Below are 19,533 nucleotides of genomic sequence, written 5' to 3'. Positions count from 1 at the left end.
GGCTCTACATAGGTTTCTCTATTTTGTCTCAATCCAAATTTCAACGCGCGTTTTTACACCCGCGTTACTGGTTTACATGGTTTGGTCTTGGCGTTCTCTGGCTGCTGGTACAGCTCCCCTACCCTGTGCTGCGTATGCTGGGGTCGAAACTGGGCAGCGCATCCCGCTATTTCCTGAAGCGTCGCGAATCTATCGCGCGTAAAAACATCGAGCTTTGCTTTCCACAGTACAATGCTGAAGAGCGCGAAAAACTGATCTCTGAAAACTTTAAATCCATCGGCATGGCGCTGCTTGAAACCGGCATGGCCTGGTTCTGGCCGGATGAACGCGTCCGCAAATGGTTTGATGTAGAAGGACTGGACAACCTTAAACGCGCTCAGCTGCAAAAACGCGGCGTGATGGTTGTTGGCGTGCACTTTATGTCCCTGGAGCTTGGCGGGCGCGTGATGGGCCTTTGTCAGCCAATGATGGCAACCTACAGACCGCACAACAGTGCACTGATGGAGTGGGTTCAGACGCGAGGCCGCATGCGCTCCAATAAAGCGATGATCAGCCGTAACAACCTGCGCGGTATGGTTGGCGCCCTGAAGAAAGGTGAGGCCGTCTGGTTCGCTCCTGACCAGGATTACGGACGCAAAGGCAGCAGCTTTGCCCCCTTCTTTGCCGTGAAGGATGTAGCGACGACCAACGGGACTTTCGTCATTTCGCGTTTGTCAGGTGCCTCCATGCTGACCGTGACGATGGTGAGAAAAGCGGATAAGTCAGGCTACCGTCTGCACATCTCTCCGGAAATGGCTAACTATCCGGAAAACGAGTGTGAAGCGGCAGCGTTTATCAATAAGGTCATCGAAACTGAAATCATGCGCGCACCGGAGCAATATCTCTGGATGCATCGCCGTTTCAAAACGCGTCCTCTTGGCGAAGCCTCCCTCTATATTTAAGCCCTACATGAAGGTTAGTTTCGCTAAGAAACTAGCCTTTTCAAGCACCTGTCATCTCACTGCAAAACCGTCTTTGATGGCGTCGCCCAAAGTGAATTTATTGCGCTGTGAAATCAAACTGTCGCCGTTCCACGACACTCGTAAGTGGCGGAAATTATTTAAAAAAATCCCTCTTGTCACCCCTCATTTTTAAGCGTACATTAGCGCCGTCTGGCACCAGGAAAGCACAGAATTCTGAGCGGGAGTCATCGGCGTAACGGGAAAATTCTCATTTCTGTTTAGCCGGGATTTCAGTTCTCTATAATCAGTTGGACTCTGTTTTTAAATGCGTACCACAAGATACGCGGAGCGATGAAACGTGAAATATTTCTTTATGGGCATTTCGGTGATCGTTTTAGTCTGGGCCGGAACCTTTGCCCTGATGATCTAGTGAGAACATGCAGTCAAAAAAACAGGAGCCATTTGGCTCCTGTTTTTTTGTCATGAGGACACGGGGTTTTCAGCAACGCTCTTTGCTGAGAGCAGGCCATCGGCCCGGAACATACTCTTGATGCCCCTCACCGCCTGACGAATACGGTCGCTGTTTTCGATTAAAGCAAAGCGCACGTGGGTGTCGCCATAATCACCAAAGCCGATGCCCGGGGACACACACACCTTCGCGTCCTGCAGCAGCTTTTTAGCAAACTCCAGCGAACCCATCGCTGCGTACGGTTCCGGAATTTTCGCCCAGACGTACATGGACGCTTTCGGCATCTCCACCATCCAGCCAGCCTCATGTAACCCTTTTACGAGTACGTCGCGGCGACGTTTATACTGAGCAGCAATGTCGTGAACGCACTGCTGATCGCCCTCCAGAGCGGCAATAGCGGCAACCTGCAGCGGCGTGAAGGTACCGTAATCGTGGTAACTCTTGATGCGCGCCAGTGCACTTACCAGCGTTTTGTTACCCACCATAAAGCCAATACGCCAGCCCGCCATGTTGTAGCTTTTCGACAGGGTAAAGAACTCCACCGCCACGTCACGCGCGCCCGGAACCTGCATTATCGACGGAGCTTTCCAGCCGTCATAGACGATATCGGCGTAGGCTAAATCATGAACCACCAGCACGTCATAACGCTTGGCCAGAGCGACAACTTTCTCGAAGAAATCAAGCTCCACGCACTGGGCCGTTGGGTTCGACGGGAAACCGAGGATCATCATCTTGGGTTTCGGGTAGCTTTCGCGAATGGCACGTTCCAGTTCGTTAAAGAAATCGACGCCTTCCACCAGCGGAACAGAGCGAACCTGCGCCCCGGCAATCACCGCGCCGTAGATATGGATTGGGTAACTTGGATTGGGTACCAGCACCGTATCACCGTGATCCAGCGTGGCCAGCATCAGATGTGCCAGCCCTTCTTTCGAGCCGATGGTGACAATCGCCTCACTTTCAGGATCGATATCAACCTGATAACGATCCTGATACCAGCGCGAGATCGCGCGACGTAACCTGGGAATACCGCGCGAGGTTGAGTAGCCGTGCGTATCCGGACGCTGGGCAACCGTGCAGAGCTTTTCAACGATATGCGGTGGCGTTGGGCCGTCAGGGTTACCCATGCTGAAATCGATAATATCTTCGCCGCGCCGACGCGCAGCCATCTTCAGTTCAGCAGTGATATTGAAAACATAAGGGGGGAGACGATCGATACGCGTAAAACGGCGTTCAGGACTGAATTCAGCCATAGATTCCTCAGATTAACGTTAGCGCCCGGACCGTCCGAGCGACGCTGCCACCGATGTGGCGTGCTTAGAAAATAACCTGAAAAAAATCACGCTGTCGAGAGGGAAATGAAAAAAAAGCGCCCACGTGAAAACCGGAACACTGCAATACATGAAAGTTAAAGCAGGGTTCTGATATTGGCTTTCCGTTAGCCGTTATTTAACACAATGATATCAAAACAGTTACCTGGTGATTTGGCGCTGAGAAAAAATCGGGTAGCATCAATCCTCACCTGACAATCCCCTTTGTAAACTATGGTTTTTCCTCATTTGATAAACCCGACGGATAGCTGGTCAATACGCCCCAGGTTTTTTATCATGGTTCTTTCCCGTTTGCCCAGGTCTGCTCCGTGCACGAGATATTAACTATGCTGCTGGCGGTTTTTGACCGTGCGGCATTAATGCTGATTTGCCTGTTCTTCCTGATTCGCATTCGCCTGTTTCGCGAGCTTTTGCATAAATCCGCACACTCGCCGAAAGAGCTGCTGGCGGTTACCGCCATCTTTTCCCTGTTCGCACTGTTCAGCACCTGGTCCGGGGTGCCGGTAGAGGGTTCGCTGGTTAACGTGCGCATTATCGCCGTCATGTCCGGCGGAATTTTGTTTGGCCCGTGGGTGGGTGTCATCACCGGCGTGATTGCCGGGACCCATCGCTACCTGATTGATATCGGTGGCGTAACGGCAGTGCCATGCTTTATCACCAGCATTATCGCCGGGGTGCTTTCCGGCTGGATCGGCCGCAAGATCCCCAAAAAACAGCGCTGGCGCGCCGGGATTGCTGCGGGCATGGTGTGCGAAACGCTGACCATGATCCTGGTCGTCGTCTGGGCCCCCACCACCGCGCTGGGGCTGGATATCGTCTCGAAAATCGGTATTCCCATGATCCTGGGCAGCGTCTGCATCGGTTTTATCGTGCTGCTGGTGCAGAGCGTTGAAGGGGAAAAAGAGGCCAGCGCCGCCCGTCAGGCCAAGCTGGCGCTGGATATTGCCAACAAAACGCTGCCGCTCTTTCGCCACGTTAACGCGGAGTCGCTGCGCCAGGTCTGCGAGATTATCCGCCACGACATTCACGCTGACGCCGTCGCCATCACCAATATCGACCACGTGCTGGCCTACGTAGGCGTCGGGGAGCACAACTATCGCGACAGTGATGACACCATTAGTCCGACCACCAGACAGGCGATTAACTACGGAAAAATCATCATTAAAAACAATGATGAAGCTCACCGAACGCCGGAAATTCACTCAATGCTGGTGATCCCGCTATGGGAAAAAGGCGTTGTGACGGGCACGCTGAAAATTTATTACTGCCACGCGCATCAGATCACCTCCACGCTGCAGGAGATGGCCATTGGCCTGTCGCAGATTATCTCTACTCAGCTTGAGGTCTCCCGGGCAGAACAGCTGCGTGAGATGGCAAATAAGGCAGAGCTGCGCGCGCTGCAGAGCAAAATTAATCCCCATTTCCTGTTTAACGCGCTCAACGCTATCTCCTCTTCCATTCGTTTGAATCCGGACACCGCGCGCCAGCTGATTTTTAACCTGTCGCGCTATCTGCGCTACAACATCGAACTGAAAGATGACGAGCAGATCGACATTAAAAAAGAGCTTTATCAGATCAAAGACTATATCGCGATTGAGCAGGCGCGCTTTGGCGACAAGCTCACGGTGATTTACGATATTGATGAAGAGGTCAACTGCGTGATCCCGAGCCTGCTGATCCAGCCGCTGGTTGAAAACGCGATTGTTCACGGTATTCAGCCCTGTAAAGGCAAAGGGGTGGTCACCATCAGCATCACCGAAAGCGGCAACCGGGTACGAATTGCGGTACGCGATACCGGCCACGGGATTGACCCAAAAGTCATTGAGCGCGTGGAGTCTAACGAGATGCCCGGGAATAAAATCGGGCTGCTGAACGTGCACCACAGAGTCAAGCTTCTCTACGGCGACGGGCTGCATATTCATCGTCTTGAACCAGGCACTGAAATCGCTTTTTACGTCCCGAATGAGCGCTCCCCTGTTCATGCGGCGACATCTTTATTACCTCAGGGTGAGTAATATGAAAGTCATCATCGTTGAAGATGAATTCCTGGCTCAACAGGAACTAACCTGGCTTATCAAAACCCACAGCCAGATGGAGATTGTGGGTACGTTTGATGATGGTCTGGACGTGCTGAAGTTTCTGCAGCATAACCGGGTTGACGCGATTTTTCTGGATATCAATATTCCCTCGCTGGACGGCGTGCTGCTGGCGCAAAATATCAATCAGTTTGCCCATAAGCCGTTTATTGTGTTCGTTACCGCGTGGAAAGAGCATGCCGTAGAAGCCTTCGAGCTGGAGGCATTTGACTATATTCTGAAGCCTTACCAGGAGTCGCGAATTGTCAGCATGCTGCAAAAGCTGGAGGCCGCATGGCAGCAACAGAGCGCTCCGGCTACCGCCAGCCCGACGATACGGGAAAACGACACCATTAATCTGGTCAAAGATGAGCGCATCATCGTGACCCCGGTCAACGATATCTACTACGCCGAAGCGCACGAAAAGATGACGTTTGTCTATACGCGGCGGGAATCGTATGTCATGGCGATGAACATTACCGAATTCTGCAGCAAGCTTCCGGCAGCCCACTTTTTCCGTTGCCACCGTTCGTATTGCGTCAATTTAAACAAGATCCGCGAGATCGAACCGTGGTTTAACAACACCTATATTTTGCGCCTGAAGGATTTGGATTTTCAGGTGCCGGTGAGCCGCAGCAAAGTGAAAGAGTTCCGCCAGCTGATGCACCTGTAACGAAAGAGCCCTCTCCCGCGGGAGAGGGTAATGAGGCATCAGAGGATTTGGCCGAGAACCTGACGCAGATGGGCACCCGAACCCAGAAGGCCTGGGTTATCATGCACGATGAGATAAACGGGAATGTCCTGTACGTAGCTTCTGAAACGCCCTTTATCTTCAAACCCGCCGCGGAAACCGGAGGCTTTAAAGAAGTCGAGGAAGCGCGGCACGATCCCGCCCGCAATATAGACCCCGCCAAAGGTGCCCAGCGTTAGCGCAAGGTTGCCGCCGAACCGTCCCATAATGACGCAGAACAGCGAAAGAGCGCGACGGCAGTCGATGCAGCTGTCCGCCAGCGCGCGTTCAGTGACGTCTTTCGGCTGCAGATTTTCCGGCAGACGACCGTCTGACTTCACAATCGCACGATACAGGTTCACCAGCCCCGGCCCTGACAGGACGCGCTCGGCGGAAACGTGGCCGATCTCCGCGCGCAATTCTTCGAGGATAATGCCCTCTTCTTCGCTGTTTGGCGCAAAGTCCACATGGCCGCCTTCACCCGGCAGGCTCACCCAGCGCTGAGCAACATGCACCAGGTGAGACACGCCCAGGCCGGTACCGGCCCCGTAAACCGCAATCGGCTTGCCTTCGACAGGTTCAGCGCCGCCAAACTGAATCAGGTGCTCCGGCTTGAGCATCGGGATCGCCATGGACACCGCGGTGAAGTCATTGATGATTTCCAGATGCGCAAAACCGAGATTCTTTTTCATCTCTGCGATGGAGAATGCCCAGGTATGGTTGGTCATTGCGACCCAGTCGCCGGTTATCGGGCAGGCAATGGCGATGCAGCCGTCTTCGACGCTCACCTGATGCTCTTCCAGATAGACGCGAACAACGGCCTCAAGGCTTGGGTAATCCAGCCCTGAGTAGGTCTTCGCCCGGGAAATTTCACCGCTACTTACATCGCATAGTGCGAGACGCGCGTTCGTGCCGCCCACATCGCCTACCAAAGCATACTTTGTCATTCTTCTACTGCTCCGCTAAAGTCAGAATAAATCTTTCGGACACTGTAAATTCAAGGCGTGATAACAACAACGACCGGAAGGTGAATGCCCGTGGATTATCGATCTTCGTCACAGAATAACTTTACCGTTTCAGCACCTTTTGCACTATTGCCATAAGGCTTAATATGCAAAGTAACGTCATTGCATTTTGTACAAGGAAATCATCATGCTCCACCCGCGAGCCAGAACCATGCTGTTGCTGGCAATTCCGGCGCTGATCATTGGCGTGGCCTCAAGCCTGGTCCTTATCGTCGTGATGAAAATCGCGTCGGTGCTGCAAACTCTCTTATGGACAGCGCTTCCGGCAAAACTGGGGGTCACCGCGGATTCTTCGGCGTGGATCATCCTGATGCTGACGTTAACCGGTATTGCGGTGGGTCTGGCGATCCGTTTCAGTCCCGGCCACGCCGGACCGGACCCGGCGCTGGAACCCCTGATTGGCGCTCCGGTTCCCCCCTCTGCACTGCCGGGGCTGATCGTCGCGTTGATCGTGGGCCTGGCGGGCGGCGTCAGCCTGGGTCCCGAGCATCCGATTATGGCGGTGAATATTGGCCTGGCGGTGTTCCTCGGCGCACGCATTCTGCCTCGCGTCGGCGCGCTGGACTGGACCATCCTCGCCTCCGCAGGCACCATCGGGGCGCTTTTTGGCACGCCTGTTGCTGCTGCCCTGATCTTTTCTCAGACGTTGGCCAGTGATAACGACGTCCCGCTCTGGGATAAGCTGTTCGCTCCGCTGATGGCCGCGGCTGCCGGCGCGCTGACGACAAGCCTGTTTTTCCATCCCCATTTTTCCCTCTCTCTGCCGCACTACGGAGAGATGCGGATTGCAGATATATTCAGCGGCGCCATCGTCGTCGCGATCGCCATCGCGCTGGGCATGGTGGCGGTATGGTGTCTTCCGCGCCTGCACCGGCTGGTGCATAAACTCAAACATCCGGTATTGATTCTGGGAACAGGGGGGCTAATCCTCGGTGTTTTAGGCGCAATTGGCGGAACGGTGACCCTGTTCAAAGGTCTGGACGAGATGCAGCAGCTGGCCTTCAGCCAGGTATTTAGCGTGTCCGATTACCTGTTGTTTGCCGTCATCAAGCTGGCGGTGCTTGTCGTTGCTGCAGCGTGCGGTTTCCGCGGCGGGCGTATCTTCCCGGCGGTGTTTGTCGGCGTGGCGCTGGGGCTGATGCTGCACGAGCATGTCGACGCGGTTCCGGCGGCGATTACCGTATCCTGCTCTATTCTGGGGCTGGTACTGGTGGTGACGCGCGATGCATGGCTGAGCCTGTTTATGGCGGCGGTGGTGGTGCCGGATTCGACGCTGTTCCCGCTGCTCTGCATCGTGATGTTGCCCGCCTGGCTCCTGCTGGCGGGCAAACCGATGATGATGGCCTGGCGAAACGACAAATAATCAGGCGCTATTGCGCGCTTCCAGCGCTTTTGTAATCGCCCCCAGCAGCGGCGGGATATCCGCTTTTGGCAGCATCACCTCAATTAGCGAGAGCCGCTCGTGGTGCGCCACTTTTTCCAGCACGTCCGCCAGCTGCTCCGCTTCACTGACTTGCCAGCACTGAGCCTGAGGATCGAGGCTCAGGGCCTGCGGGATTTGCGTCCAGTTCCATAGCGCAATGTCATTGTAACGCTGTTCCGGCCCGTGAATTGCCCTTTCAACCGTGTATCCTTCGTTGTTGAGCACCAGAATGATGGGATGTTGTTTATCACGCAACATTGACCCGAGCTCCTGAATGGTCAGCTGTGCCGCGCCATCCCCCGTCAGCACAATCACCCGCCGGTTCGGGCATGCCGTTTGCGCACCGAACGCCGCGGCCAGGGTGTAGCCGATCGAGCCCCACAGCGGCTGGACGATAAAATTCACGTCGGCAGGCAAACGCAGGTCAATCGCGCCGAAGGCCGAGGTGCCCTGATCGGCCAGGATGATGTCTCCCGGGCGAATAAACGTTTGCAGCGTTTGCCAGAAATTCTCCTGCGTAAGTGAGCCGTCCGGCTGAGGGAAATTCATCGCGCTGTGCGATGCCGGAACAGGCTTATCGTGAATATGCTGTTTGCACAGCTCCAGCAGCGCTTCAATGGCCTGGGCCATCGGGATGCCGGTAAACCAGATATCGCCGACGCGGGCGGCATGAGGCTGGACTTCTATCGTCTGTGCAGGCGTTAACTGATGGGTAAACCCGGCCGTCAGAGTATCGGTAAAACGCGTGCCGATGCACAGCACCGTATCCGCTCCCTCTATCGCCTCTTTTACCGGACCGGCACTGGCTGAACCGCTGTAGGTGCCGTAAAAACCGGCGTTACGTTCGTCGAATATGCCTTTGCCCATCAGCATCGTGGCATGCGCCATCGGCACATCCTTCACCCACTTCTGCAGCGCGTGCTTCAGCCCATGGCGCAGGACAAGAAAATCCGCTAACAGCGCGGTACGCTTACTCGCTGCCAGTTGACGCTCCGCAGCATCCCGGAACGCTTTCAGGCAGGCGCTATCGGCATGGGCATGCCGAAGTGTGAGAGCGTTTACAGGCGGCGTAGCGGCTTTTTTTGCCACATCGGCAGGTAACATCAAATAGCCGGGGCGACGTTCCCGGAGCATCGTCGTCAGTACCCGGTCGATTTCATAACAGGCGTTTTGTTCGGTCAGGATCGCCTGTGCAACGGTGATCGGCTCGCTCATTTGGTAAAAATGACGGAACTCACCATCGCCCAGCGTATGGTGCAGCAGTTCCCCCCTTTGTTGAGACGCCATACCCGGCGCGCCAACAATATGCAGCACCGGAACGTGCTCGGCATAGCTGCCCGCAATGCCGTTCATGGCACTTAATTCGCCGACGCCAAACGTCGTCAGCAGCGCGGCGAAGCCCTTACAGCGGGCATATCCGTCAGCGGCATAAGAGGCGTTTAACTCGTTGGCACAGCCCACCCAGCAGATATCCGGGCTGTCTATTACGTGGTCGAGAAACTGCAGGTTATAGTCGCCCGGCACGCCAAACAGATGATCGGCTCCACAATCTGTAAGACGGTCCAGCAGGTAATCGGCGACGCAGTACGGGGTACGCATAAACAGGTATCCTTCTGATGTTGACCTCACTTTGAGTATTAAATAAGCGTGATGGCTGTCCAGAATTGGTGATAAGAAGGCTATGGAAAGAATGCTTTACAAAAAATGCTGGGCTATGCTGCTTTTTTTCACGTTAATGTAAACGTATACACTGATTTTTCTCTTCAGCACGAGAGGTCATACGAATGGGTTATCAGCCGGACAAAAATCGTTATCAGACAATGGAGTATCGCCGCTGTGGGCGAAGCGGACTCAGGTTGCCCGCGGTCTCGCTGGGGCTGTGGCATAACTTTGGTGACGCCACGCTCATCGAAAATAGCCGTCAACTTTTACAGCGCGCGTTCGATCTGGGTATTACGCATTTCGACCTTGCCAATAACTATGGTCCCCCGCCGGGGTCTGCCGAGCGTAATTTCGGCCGTATTTTGCAGGAGGATTTCCTGCCCTGGCGCGACGAGCTGATCGTCTCCACGAAAGCGGGATATACCATGTGGGACGGCCCTTACGGCGACTGGGGATCGCGTAAATATCTGCTGGCAAGCCTCGATCAAAGCCTGAAGCGCATGGGGCTGGAATATGTCGATATCTTCTATCATCACCGTCCTGACCCGGAAACGCCGCTGCAGGAAACCATGAAAGCGCTTGACCATCTGGTGCGCCAGGGCAAAGCCCTGTATGTCGGGTTATCCAACTATCCTGCCGAGCTGGCGCGAAAAGCGATTGATATCCTGAATGACCTGGGCACGCCCTGCCTGATCCACCAGCCGAAATACTCGATGTTCGAACGTTCGCCGGAAGAGGGTTTGCTGGATGTTCTGCAGGAAAAAGGGGTCGGCTGTATTCCCTTCTCGCCGCTGGCAGGGGGACAGTTGACCAACCGGTATCTTAACGGTATTCCCGCCGATTCCCGTGCGGCAAGCGGCAGTCAATTCCTTAACCCGGAACAGATCACCGAAGAGAAGCTTGAGAAGGTGCGCCAGCTAAACGCCCTGGCAGAAAGCCGCGGCCAGAAACTCTCGCAGATGGCGCTTGCCTGGGTGTTACGCCATGAGGAGGTCACGTCGGTACTGATCGGTGCCAGCAAAACGGCTCAGATTGATGATGCCGTGGGTATGCTGGAAAACCGCCAGTTTACCGCAGAAGAACTTTCTCTAATCGACCAGATCCCGAGCAGTTCAAAATAAAACCACTTTTAGCAAAAAGTGCTCTCCCTCGGGAATTCGGAGTTGAGGCGATGAAACGATCCTTTACCAACTCGTAATATTGCGTTAACAGGCCCCACGAAGGCCCCGATCGTGAAGGAGAAAGAGTATGTTCAGGTCACTGATTCTTGCAGCGGTATTACTGGCTTCGGCCCCGCTCGTCGCCACTGCGGGCGAAATCACCCTGTTGCCATCAGTAAAATTACAAATTGGCGATCGTGACGACTACGGCAGATACTGGGACGGTGGCTACTGGCGCGACCGTGATTACTGGCACCGTCATTATGAATGGCGGGGTGACCGCTGGCGCAGGCACGATAACGGCCTGCATCGCGGCTGGTATAAAAACAACGCTTATGAGCGCGGCTACCGCGAAGGCTGGAAAGATCGTGACGACCGCCGCGGCGGCTGGGGTCACGGCGGAAAAGGACGCGGTGGTCACGGTCACGGTCACGGTCATCATTAATGCAAAAAGGAGCCTCCCGGCTCCTTTTTCTTTTATAGCCCCAGCGCGGTGCCAATCAACAGCCACAGATTTAGCGCTACGACGACCACCACGATGGCCCACCCGGCCCGTTTCACCAGCGTCGTATTAACCAGCTCACCCATCAGAGTTTTATTGCTGGTGAAAATCAGCAGCGGCACCAGCGCCAGCGCAATACCAAAGCTCAGCAGCACCTGGCTCATCACCAGAATTCGCGTTGGATCGAGCCCCATCAGAATCACGATAAACGACGGAAGCATGGTGATAAAACGACGCACCCACAATGGAATATGGAAGCGAACAAATCCCTGCATCACCACCTGCCCTGCCAGCGTCCCCACCACCGTGGAGGAGAGACCGGCGGCAACCAGGCTCAGACCAAATATCGTGGCAGCAGCATGGCTCAGTAACGGCTCGAGCGTGAGGTAAGCCTGGTCGAGATCGGCGACGCCAGTATGACCGTTAAAGTGGAAAGCGGCGGCTGCGGTGGCCATCATCGCCAGATTCACAAAACCCGCGATGGTCATGGCGATTGCCACATCCCATTTGGTTGCCGAGTAGCGTTCTTTACGCGTCCCGCCGTGCAGATGCTGGGTCAACGAGGAGTGCAAATAAATGACATGCGGCATAATGGTCGCCCCAAGTACCCCGGCGGCCAGGAAAACCGCTTCCGAGGTTGGCAGGCTTGGGATCACCATGCCTTTCGCGAGCTGCGCCAGATTCGGCTGTGAGAAAATCAGCTCGACGATGTACGCCGCAGCAACAAACAGCAGCAGGCCACCAATGACCTTCTCCAGCGGTTTTTGCCCCCGACGCTGTAACATCAGGATCAGGAATGTGGCAATCCCGGTCAGCACCGCTCCCTGTAACAGCGACACGCCCAGAATCAGCTTAAAGCCGATCGCTGCCCCGATAAATTCAGCGAGATCGGTTGCCATGGCGATAATTTCCGCCTGAACCCAGTAGAGCCACACCGCCGGACGAGGATAATGGTCGCGAATTTGCTCCGCCAGGTTTTTACCCGTGGCAATCCCCAGTTTTGCAGAGAGCATCTGAATCAGCATCGCCATCAGGTTTGCCCAGACGACCACCCACAGCAGCTTATAGCCGAAACTGGCCCCGGCCTGAATATTGGTCGCAAAATTACCCGGATCGATATAGCCGATGGCAGCAATAAAAGCAGGTCCCATTAATGCGAACCGCAACTTGCGCGCGGCTCTATCACTGCTACCCTCTACGCGACTGTTTGTCATTATCTGCCTCTGGAAATATAGCCTTTGCTATGTTTAATGCTATCAAAATGAGAATGATTATCAAGATCATTTAGAGAGTTTAAAATGATTTCTCTGATAGCTAAGAACAATAGACGGGCAGGTGGTGCGACATCACAGAATGTGAAAATGCGCGGTCATTTGTGAAGCGTAGCACACAAACTTAACTTTTCACTCATTTACCTAACATAACAAAAATGTATTGTGGATCACTAATTTTGAGACTCGTCACAGGATGTAACTATAGTGTGTCCCTGATCTCGTTTTCTTTTCGCTTGTTACATAGAATGTGCACGAAAATTAAACCTGCCTCATATTTGGAGCAAATATGGACCGCGTCCTTCATTTTGTCCTGGCACTTGTTGTCGTTACTGCACTCGCATTGCTGGTCAGCACAGACCGCAAAAAAATTCGTATTCGTTATGTTGTCCAGCTGCTGGTCATTGAAGTTTTACTTGCGTGGTTCTTCCTGAACTCCAACGTAGGCCTCGGCTTCGTGAAAGGCTTCTCCGAAATGTTCGAAAAACTGCTCGGATTCGCCAACGAAGGGACAAACTTTGTCTTCGGTAAAATGAACGACGAAGGTCTGGCATTCTTCTTCCTGAAGGTACTGTGCCCAATCGTCTTCATCTCCGCGCTGATCGGTATTCTGCAGCACATCCGCGTTCTGCCGTTCGTTATTCGTGGCATTGGTTTCCTGTTATCCAAAGTAAACGGCATGGGCAAGCTGGAATCTTTCAACGCCGTAAGTTCCCTGATCCTCGGTCAGTCTGAGAACTTCATCGCGTATAAAGATATCCTCGGCAAAATGTCCCGTAACCGCATGTACACCATGGCGGCAACCGCGATGTCTACCGTTTCCATGTCTATCGTGGGCGCGTACATGACCATGCTGGAGCCAAAATATGTGGTTGCAGCGCTGGTTCTGAATATGTTCAGCACCTTTATCGTTCTGTCGCTGATCAACCCGTATCGCGTTGACGCCAGCGAAGAGAACATCCAGATGTCTAACCTGCACGAAGGTCAGAGCTTCTTCGAAATGCTGGGTGAGTACATCCTGGCCGGTTTCAAAGTGGCGATTATCGTTGCCGCGATGCTGATCGGCTTTATCGCCCTGATCTCCGCACTGAACGCCCTGTTCGCCGCAGTGCTGGGCATCTCCTTCCAGGGCATCCTGGGCTACATCTTCTACCCTGTCGCATGGGTGATGGGTGTTCCGGCTCACGAAGCGCTGCAGGTAGGCAGTATCATGGCGACCAAGCTGGTTTCTAACGAATTCGTTGCGATGATGGATCTGCAGAAAATCGCCAGCACGCTCTCTCCACGTGCGGAAGGCATTCTGTCCGTATTCCTGGTCTCCTTCGCGAACTTCTCGTCCATCGGGATTATCGCCGGTGCGATTAAAGGCCTGAACGAAGAACAGGGTAACGTGGTTTCTCGCTTTGGCCTGAAACTGGTTTACGGCTCCACCCTGGTGAGCGTCCTGTCTGCTTCTATTGCTGCGCTGGTTCTGTAACGTTTAGCGTAAAAAAAAAACCGGGAGACTTGCTCCCGGTTTTTTTATGCCCGCAATTCTTCCAGCGGTTTGGGTTTGCCTATCAGGTAGCCCTGGAGATAGTCCACGCCGAAGCGTAGCAGCATCTCCCGCTGCGCTGGCGTCTCAACATATTCTGCCACCACGCACAGTGATTTCGTCTTCGCCAGATTACATATCGACTGGACGATCATTGCGTCCATATCATCAGTACAAATATCTTTCACGAAGCAGCCGTCAATTTTAATGATGTCTGCCTGCAGGCGTCTCAGACGCTCGTAGTTGGCGTAGCCGGTACCAAAATCATCGATGGCAATCCTGAAACCGTAATCCCGCAGCTGCTGAATATTGTGGATGCTGCAGCCGGAATTGGAGAAGGCCTGCTCTTCGGTGATCTCAATCACGACAGCCTGAGGCGCAACGCCGTACCGTTCAAAGAGCGCACAAATCTCAGTCGCCACCTCATTTTGCATCAGCGTAAGCGGCATCAGATTGACAGAGAAACGGGTGCCAGCCTGCGTCGCTGGGTGATCGCGCAGCCACAGCAGTAATTTTTCCATGACGCACATATCAAACCGGTGGCTGAGGTTGAACTGGGCAATCAGGGGAATAAAGCGGTCAGGGGTGATGATCTCGCCCTCGCTCTCCATACGCGCCAGAATTTCGTAGTACCCGCTACCGTCCGCCTTCTGGATCGGCTGCGCATACAAATGGAACTGCCCCCCCTCCAGGGCGTGCTTAATCCGCGCCAGCATCAGGACACGCTCCGTTGTTTGTCCTGATGCAGCTTCCAGGCTATTCGTCAGCGCAAGAACGTTGTGCGCTCCGCAGGATTGCTCGGCCAGCCAGCTCAGTTGCCCCAGCGTGTGGTGCAGTTTCTCACCGTTTTCGACCATTCCCCAGGACGCGCCAAATTCGATATCCAGCCCGGTATTGTTCCAGAAAATCTTACGACTGTTCAGCCGATCAACCATATGCTGGAGGCGCTCGGCCGTTCCCTGCCCAAGCAATACCAGCACCAGCTCGCTTCCCGGCAGCTGGAAAAGCGTCTCATCTTTTTGCAACAGCGGCTGGAGAGAGGACGTGATCATTCGTTTGCAGTGCACCCGCATGAGAATGCCGTAATGGCGGCTCAAAAACTCCAGATTATCCATTCTCAGGCAACACACTTTGGCATCCGGGTGGTCGAGGAGAAAATCTTCCAGCGCACGAATGTTGGGTAATCCGGTCAGCGGATCGGTGAGCGCTCTGTCCTGCCAGCCCTGCTTCAACCATTCGCTTCGCTGATAGATACGCGACATATAAAGCAGGCAGATAGCAAAAGAGATCAGTACCGACAGGATAAAGGAGAGCGAATGGCCCGACTCCACTCCGTTTAGAAAGTTGTAGTTGTAGGTCAACAGCAGAAGCGCAGAAGTGGCCCACAGCAGAGAGATAAGCGCATAGCTCAGACGGCTAATCGCTAACGTAAAGAGAATGAAAATAATCGGCATCAAATAGCCCGCAATAACAGGCGACTCAAAAGGCGCACATAAAATTGCGATGATGGCGATTAACAGCATCAGCCAGACGAATATATATAATGATTTCTTGTGTAAAAACACGGGCTTCACACTTCGCCGCCAGAACTTGATGGCATAACGAGGATTAATAATCATTCTTAACGGATAATAGAACATCATGGTAAAAATCATCGCCGCGCATATCAGGCTTTGAATATCAACAACGTTATAAATTACCGTTCCTTCGCCGAAGAAAGTTGAGATTGTGACCGGAAAATCAAAGAAATAGCCAGCTAGATACATCGACATTTTAATGCCTATCGGCACCATAAAGCCGAGCCAAAATATGCGTAACCCAATGTGCCTGTTGGGCATACAGTAGCGCCAGCGCCGGCCCAGCAGAAGGCGCAGAACACCGCAGGCAGCGAATACGGAGAAAGTCTGACAGAACAGTAATACTGAATATTGTAGCGGTGCTAAATTAACGTTAAATATATTAGCAACCATAAAACTTATCAGAATAGGCAGAATACCGCGGCGCCCCAATAACAGCATAATCGCCAGCATAACGCTTAACGGGAGCCACGCTAAATAAACGTCGTGTTCATTAACAATTGCACGCGGGGAGAGATAACGGGAAACGGGAACCGCAATCAGACAGATCGCCAGAGCAATTATAAATATCTTTACATTATTATACGATTTTCTATTCATTAAGCTGGGGGAGATTATTATCCATTCATATCATTGACCGCATGGATAATAGGTTTATTAATTACGCGAATCAAGTTGAAGTCTATTTATAGACTGATTTATTGATTTCGGTTGAGGTGGGATATGGAAAAAAACCATTTTGGCAACAAAATACGTTTAGGGGTGTTACAAAAACATAAAAAAAACCCTCGTCTTTTGACGAGGGTTTAAAATTTTGGTGGAGCTAAGCGGGATCGAACCGCTGACCTCTTGCATGCCATGCAAGCGCTCTCCCAGCTGAGCTATAGCCCCACATGTTACTTTACTAACCACACTCTGTTGGGTTCAGAGTTTGGTGGAGCTAAGCGGGATCGAACCGCTGACCTCCTGCATGCCATGCAGGCGCTCTCCCAGCTGAGCTATAGCCCCATCGTAAAGCTGTCATGTTGACGGGCGGCATAATATGAATTCCGCCGCGGAGTGTCAACGGCAAAATCAATAGCCGCGGTTCAATCGCCGAAAAATCATGCAAATGAATCACTTTGCGAGCCTGCTCGCAGTCATGAGTTAAGCCTGTCACGTTTTCACGTAAAACGGTGCTATAAAATGAGCCGTTAATTAACCCCACGAATATTCAGGAAATTGCATGATCAAGGAACGAATGACGCCGGAAGAGTTAGCCCTGCTCACTGGCTATAGCCGACAGACCATCAATAAATGGGTACGCAAAGAGGGTTGGATAACGTCGCCTAAGCCCGGTGTCCAGGGGGGTAAAGCGCGTCTGGTGCATGTGAACGAAAAGGTGCGTGACTTTATCCGCAGCGCACGCCGGGCAACGGAAACATCCGCTATGCCTGAGGGCATTAGCACTGACGGTTCGCTGCATACCCTACTCCTGACGCTGGCCAATGAAATGACGCCGGAAGAGCAGAAGCAGATGACATCGCTGCTATTGCGGGAAGGGATTACCGGTTTGTTGCAACGTTTAGGGATTCGCGACCAGAATTAATATGAAAAGACTACGTAGCAAAATGACCACGGAAGAGCTGGCGGAGAATTTGGGTGTTGCCAGACAAACGGTAAATCGCTGGATACGGCAGCAGGGGTGGAAAACCGAAGGACTCAATGGTGTAAAAGGCGGTCGGGCGCGGCTCATTCACGTTGATGCACGCGTGAAGGAGCATATTATGAGCCTCCCGGCTATCCGTAACCGCCAGGCGGTTTATCATCTGGCTGAGGTGGCCTCATCCTACAATGAACAGCCTTCACGTCTGCGTCCGGGCATTATCGAAACGCTGGAGAGTATGACTGAGCTTGAACAGCAGCGTCTGGATACCTTACTGAAGCGCGAAGGCATACGCGGTTTTCTTGCTCGTCTGGGTATTGCCGAATAAAAGGCAAAAAAAACGGCAGGATACCCTGCCGTTTTTCTTATAGATGGCTTAATTACTGCTGATTTTCACGTTCTGCAATAAAATCCAGCGCCTTGTTGATGCGCGCCACGCTGCGTGACTTGCCGATGGCATGGACAGTCACGTCCAGCGCCGGAGACTGACCCGCGCCGGTCACCGCAACGCGCAGTGGCATACCGACTTTGCCCATGCCCACTTCCAGTTCGTCTGCGGTCGCCTGAATGGCGTGATGCACATTCTCAGCGGTCCACTCGGTGAGCGCAGCCAGCTTGTCACGCACCACTTCCAGCGGCTGACGCGCAACCGGGCGGAGGTGCTTCTTCGCGGCGTCGGCGTCGAACTCATCAAACTCTTCATAGAAGTAGCGGCAGCTTTCGGCAATTTCTTTCAGCGTTTTGCAGCGCTCGCCGAGCAGTTTTACCAGGTCCGCCAGCTCAGGGCCAGTGCGGGTATCAATGTTTGCCTGCTCAATGTGCCACTGCAGGTAAGTCGCCACATATTCCGGCGGCATGGTATTGATGTAGTGATGGTTGAGCCACAGCAGCTTGTCGGTGTTGAATGCGCTGGCAGATTTGCTCACAGAGCTCAGAGAGAACAGTTCGATCATCTCTTCGCGGCTGAAGATCTCCTGGTCGCCGTGAGCCCAGCCCAGACGCACCAGATAGTTCAGCAGCGCTTCCGGCAGATAGCCGTCGTCGCGATACTGCATGACGCTGACCGCACCGTGACGTTTAGACAGCTTTTTACCGTCGTCGCCGTTGATCATGGAGACGTGCGCATAGACCGGAACAGGTGCATTCAGCGCTTTCAGGATGTTGATCTGGCGTGGGGTATTGTTGATATGGTCTTCACCACGGATAACGTGGGTAATTTCCATATCCCAGTCATCAACCACGACGCAGAAGTTATAGGTTGGGGAACCGTCGGTACGGCGTATGATCAGATCGTCCAGCTCCTGGTTGCTGAATTCGATCGGGCCACGGATCTGGTCGTCGAAAATCACCGAGCCATCCTGCGGGTTAGCAAAACGCACCACGCATGGCTCATCAGCGGCATGCTCGCTGTGGTCGTGGCGGCAGCGGCCGTCATAGCGCGGTTTTTCACCGTTCGCCATCTGCTCTTCACGCAGCGCATCCAGACGCTCTTTGGAGCAGTAGCACTTATACGCCGTGCCCGCGACAAGCATCTCATCAATAACAGCGTTATAGCGGTCAAAACGTTTGGTCTGGAAATACGGGCCTTCGTCCCACTGCAGGTTCAGCCAGTTCATACCATCCATAATGGCTTCAATTGCTTCCGGCGTGGAGCGCTCAAGATCGGTATCTTCTATACGCAGCACGAACTCACCTTGGTTGTGGCGTGCAAAAAGCCAGGAATAGAGAGCAGTACGAGCACCACCGACGTGCAGATAGCCTGTCGGGCTCGGCGCGAAGCGAGTTTTGATTTTCATGAAATGGCCTTACGTTATAAAGATGCCGGCAATCGGCAAATCCCGGGGAAAAAAAGATGGGCAATATTCTATCACTGTGGGGGGATTCCTCAATGTCGATCCCTTTATCGTGGCGGAGTTTGCTGTTTTTGTTTAGAAATCATGCGCCACCGCCCGTTTTGCGATCGTTTTGTTTAATTTTACGACGAACGAATAAAAACTTTAGAAAATGCGTTGACTCATTTTCAACTCTCCCTATAATGCGACTCCACACAGCGGGGGTGATTAGCTCAGTTGGTAGAGCATCTCCTTTACACGGAGGGGGTCGGCGGTTCGAGCCCGTCATCACCCACCATCTACTTCGGTAGACTCGCAGTGTAGATAAGAATTGAGATTGGGCGATTAGCTCAGTTGGT

16 protein-coding genes and 3 tRNA genes are annotated in these 19,533 nt (G+C 53.4%); 11 read left to right on the top strand and 8 right to left on the bottom strand.

What is annotated here, in order from left to right:
- The first annotated feature begins 20 nt into the window (after positions 1 to 20).
- Both lpxP and ypdK read left to right on the top strand, forming a co-directional pair.
- On the top strand, positions 21 to 941 hold the full coding sequence (gene lpxP, locus INF77_RS09400) for a kdo(2)-lipid IV(A) palmitoleoyltransferase (protein WP_028013977.1): 921 nt from the start codon (positions 21 to 23) through the stop codon (positions 939 to 941).
- 358 nt (positions 942 to 1,299) lie between these two features.
- Complete coding sequence (gene ypdK / locus INF77_RS23455) at positions 1,300 to 1,371, top strand: membrane protein YpdK (RefSeq protein ID WP_099458937.1); 72 nt, start codon at positions 1,300 to 1,302, stop codon at positions 1,369 to 1,371.
- A 50-nt stretch (positions 1,372 to 1,421) separates the two neighbouring features.
- Here ypdK and alaC read toward each other — a convergent pair whose 3' ends face one another.
- Positions 1,422 to 2,660, bottom strand: coding sequence for an alanine transaminase (gene alaC, locus INF77_RS09390; RefSeq protein ID WP_028013978.1), 1,239 nt, complete (start codon positions 2,658 to 2,660; stop codon positions 1,422 to 1,424).
- Positions 2,661 to 3,046: 386 nt separating this feature from the next.
- On the opposite strand from alaC, the gene INF77_RS09385 reads away from it, so the two are divergent.
- Positions 3,047 to 4,753, top strand: a complete 1,707-nt coding sequence (locus tag INF77_RS09385) for a sensor histidine kinase (RefSeq protein ID WP_193532298.1) — start codon at positions 3,047 to 3,049, stop codon at positions 4,751 to 4,753.
- Between the two features lies 1 nt (position 4,754).
- Positions 4,755 to 5,486: a LytTR family DNA-binding domain-containing protein gene (locus INF77_RS09380; protein ID WP_150144493.1), complete on the top strand. Its 732-nt coding sequence runs from the start codon at positions 4,755 to 4,757 to the stop codon at positions 5,484 to 5,486.
- Between the two features lie 38 nt (positions 5,487 to 5,524).
- On the opposite strand, the gene glk is transcribed toward INF77_RS09380, so the two are convergent.
- Positions 5,525 to 6,490, bottom strand: coding sequence for a glucokinase (gene glk / locus INF77_RS09375; RefSeq protein ID WP_028013981.1), 966 nt, complete (start codon positions 6,488 to 6,490; stop codon positions 5,525 to 5,527).
- Between the two features lie 205 nt (positions 6,491 to 6,695).
- Here glk and INF77_RS09370 point away from each other — a divergent pair, with 205 nt between their 5' ends.
- Positions 6,696 to 7,931, top strand: a complete 1,236-nt coding sequence (locus INF77_RS09370) for an ion channel protein (RefSeq protein ID WP_193532297.1) — start codon at positions 6,696 to 6,698, stop codon at positions 7,929 to 7,931.
- Here the strand turns inward: INF77_RS09370 and ipdC are convergent, their stop codons facing one another.
- A complete protein-coding gene (gene ipdC, locus INF77_RS09365; protein WP_193532296.1) occupies positions 7,932 to 9,590 on the bottom strand; it encodes an indolepyruvate decarboxylase in 1,659 nt (552 codons plus the stop codon).
- A gap of 185 nt (positions 9,591 to 9,775) precedes the next feature.
- Between ipdC and mgrA the strand changes: the two genes are divergently transcribed.
- Both mgrA and INF77_RS09355 read left to right on the top strand, forming a co-directional pair.
- Positions 9,776 to 10,774 (top strand): L-glyceraldehyde 3-phosphate reductase, encoded by a 999-nt coding sequence (gene mgrA, locus INF77_RS09360; protein WP_193532295.1) that lies wholly within the window; start codon positions 9,776 to 9,778, stop codon positions 10,772 to 10,774.
- A 127-nt stretch (positions 10,775 to 10,901) separates the two neighbouring features.
- Positions 10,902 to 11,258 carry a DUF2502 domain-containing protein gene (locus INF77_RS09355; protein WP_049138779.1) on the top strand — a complete coding sequence of 119 codons (357 nt, stop codon included), beginning with the start codon at positions 10,902 to 10,904 and terminating at the stop codon, positions 11,256 to 11,258.
- A 32-nt stretch (positions 11,259 to 11,290) separates the two neighbouring features.
- On the opposite strand, the gene INF77_RS09350 is transcribed toward INF77_RS09355, so the two are convergent.
- Positions 11,291 to 12,529, bottom strand: coding sequence for an Nramp family divalent metal transporter (locus INF77_RS09350; RefSeq protein WP_193532294.1), 1,239 nt, complete (start codon positions 12,527 to 12,529; stop codon positions 11,291 to 11,293).
- Between the two features lie 346 nt (positions 12,530 to 12,875).
- On the opposite strand from INF77_RS09350, the gene INF77_RS09345 reads away from it, so the two are divergent.
- Positions 12,876 to 14,063, top strand: coding sequence for a NupC/NupG family nucleoside CNT transporter (locus tag INF77_RS09345; RefSeq protein WP_008501591.1), 1,188 nt, complete (start codon positions 12,876 to 12,878; stop codon positions 14,061 to 14,063).
- A 44-nt stretch (positions 14,064 to 14,107) separates the two neighbouring features.
- On the opposite strand, the gene INF77_RS09340 is transcribed toward INF77_RS09345, so the two are convergent.
- The 3 genes from INF77_RS09340 to INF77_RS09330 all read right to left on the bottom strand — a co-directional run bounded on the left by INF77_RS09340 (position 14,108) and on the right by INF77_RS09330 (position 16,705).
- A complete protein-coding gene (locus INF77_RS09340; RefSeq protein ID WP_100169903.1) occupies positions 14,108 to 16,297 on the bottom strand; it encodes an EAL domain-containing protein in 2,190 nt (729 codons plus the stop codon).
- A gap of 215 nt (positions 16,298 to 16,512) precedes the next feature.
- Positions 16,513 to 16,588: transfer RNA gene (locus INF77_RS09335), tRNA-Ala, on the bottom strand.
- Positions 16,589 to 16,629: 41 nt separating this feature from the next.
- Positions 16,630 to 16,705 (bottom strand) — tRNA-Ala (locus tag INF77_RS09330).
- A gap of 217 nt (positions 16,706 to 16,922) precedes the next feature.
- Between INF77_RS09330 and INF77_RS09325 the strand changes: the two genes are divergently transcribed.
- Positions 16,923 to 17,285, top strand: a complete 363-nt coding sequence (locus INF77_RS09325; protein ID WP_088204738.1) for a YfeC-like transcriptional regulator — start codon at positions 16,923 to 16,925, stop codon at positions 17,283 to 17,285.
- A 1-nt stretch (position 17,286) separates the two neighbouring features.
- Positions 17,287 to 17,670, top strand: a complete 384-nt coding sequence (locus INF77_RS09320; protein ID WP_032644902.1) for a YfeC-like transcriptional regulator — start codon at positions 17,287 to 17,289, stop codon at positions 17,668 to 17,670.
- Positions 17,671 to 17,722: 52 nt separating this feature from the next.
- Here INF77_RS09320 and gltX read toward each other — a convergent pair whose 3' ends face one another.
- The gene (gene gltX, locus INF77_RS09315; RefSeq protein WP_045631029.1) at positions 17,723 to 19,138 is read right to left on the bottom strand and encodes a glutamate--tRNA ligase; all 1,416 of its coding nucleotides are present in this window, start codon (positions 19,136 to 19,138) and stop codon (positions 17,723 to 17,725) included.
- A 258-nt stretch (positions 19,139 to 19,396) separates the two neighbouring features.
- Here gltX and INF77_RS09310 point away from each other — a divergent pair.
- A tRNA-Val gene (locus INF77_RS09310) sits at positions 19,397 to 19,472 on the top strand.
- Positions 19,473 to 19,533: the final 61 nt, after the last annotated feature.

It is taken from the genome of Enterobacter cloacae complex sp. P1B, from assembly GCF_014982345.1.
GTDB classification, from domain to species: Bacteria; Pseudomonadota; Gammaproteobacteria; order Enterobacterales; family Enterobacteriaceae; genus Enterobacter; species Enterobacter bugandensis.
This window is presented reverse-complemented; position numbering and strand designations above follow the sequence as displayed.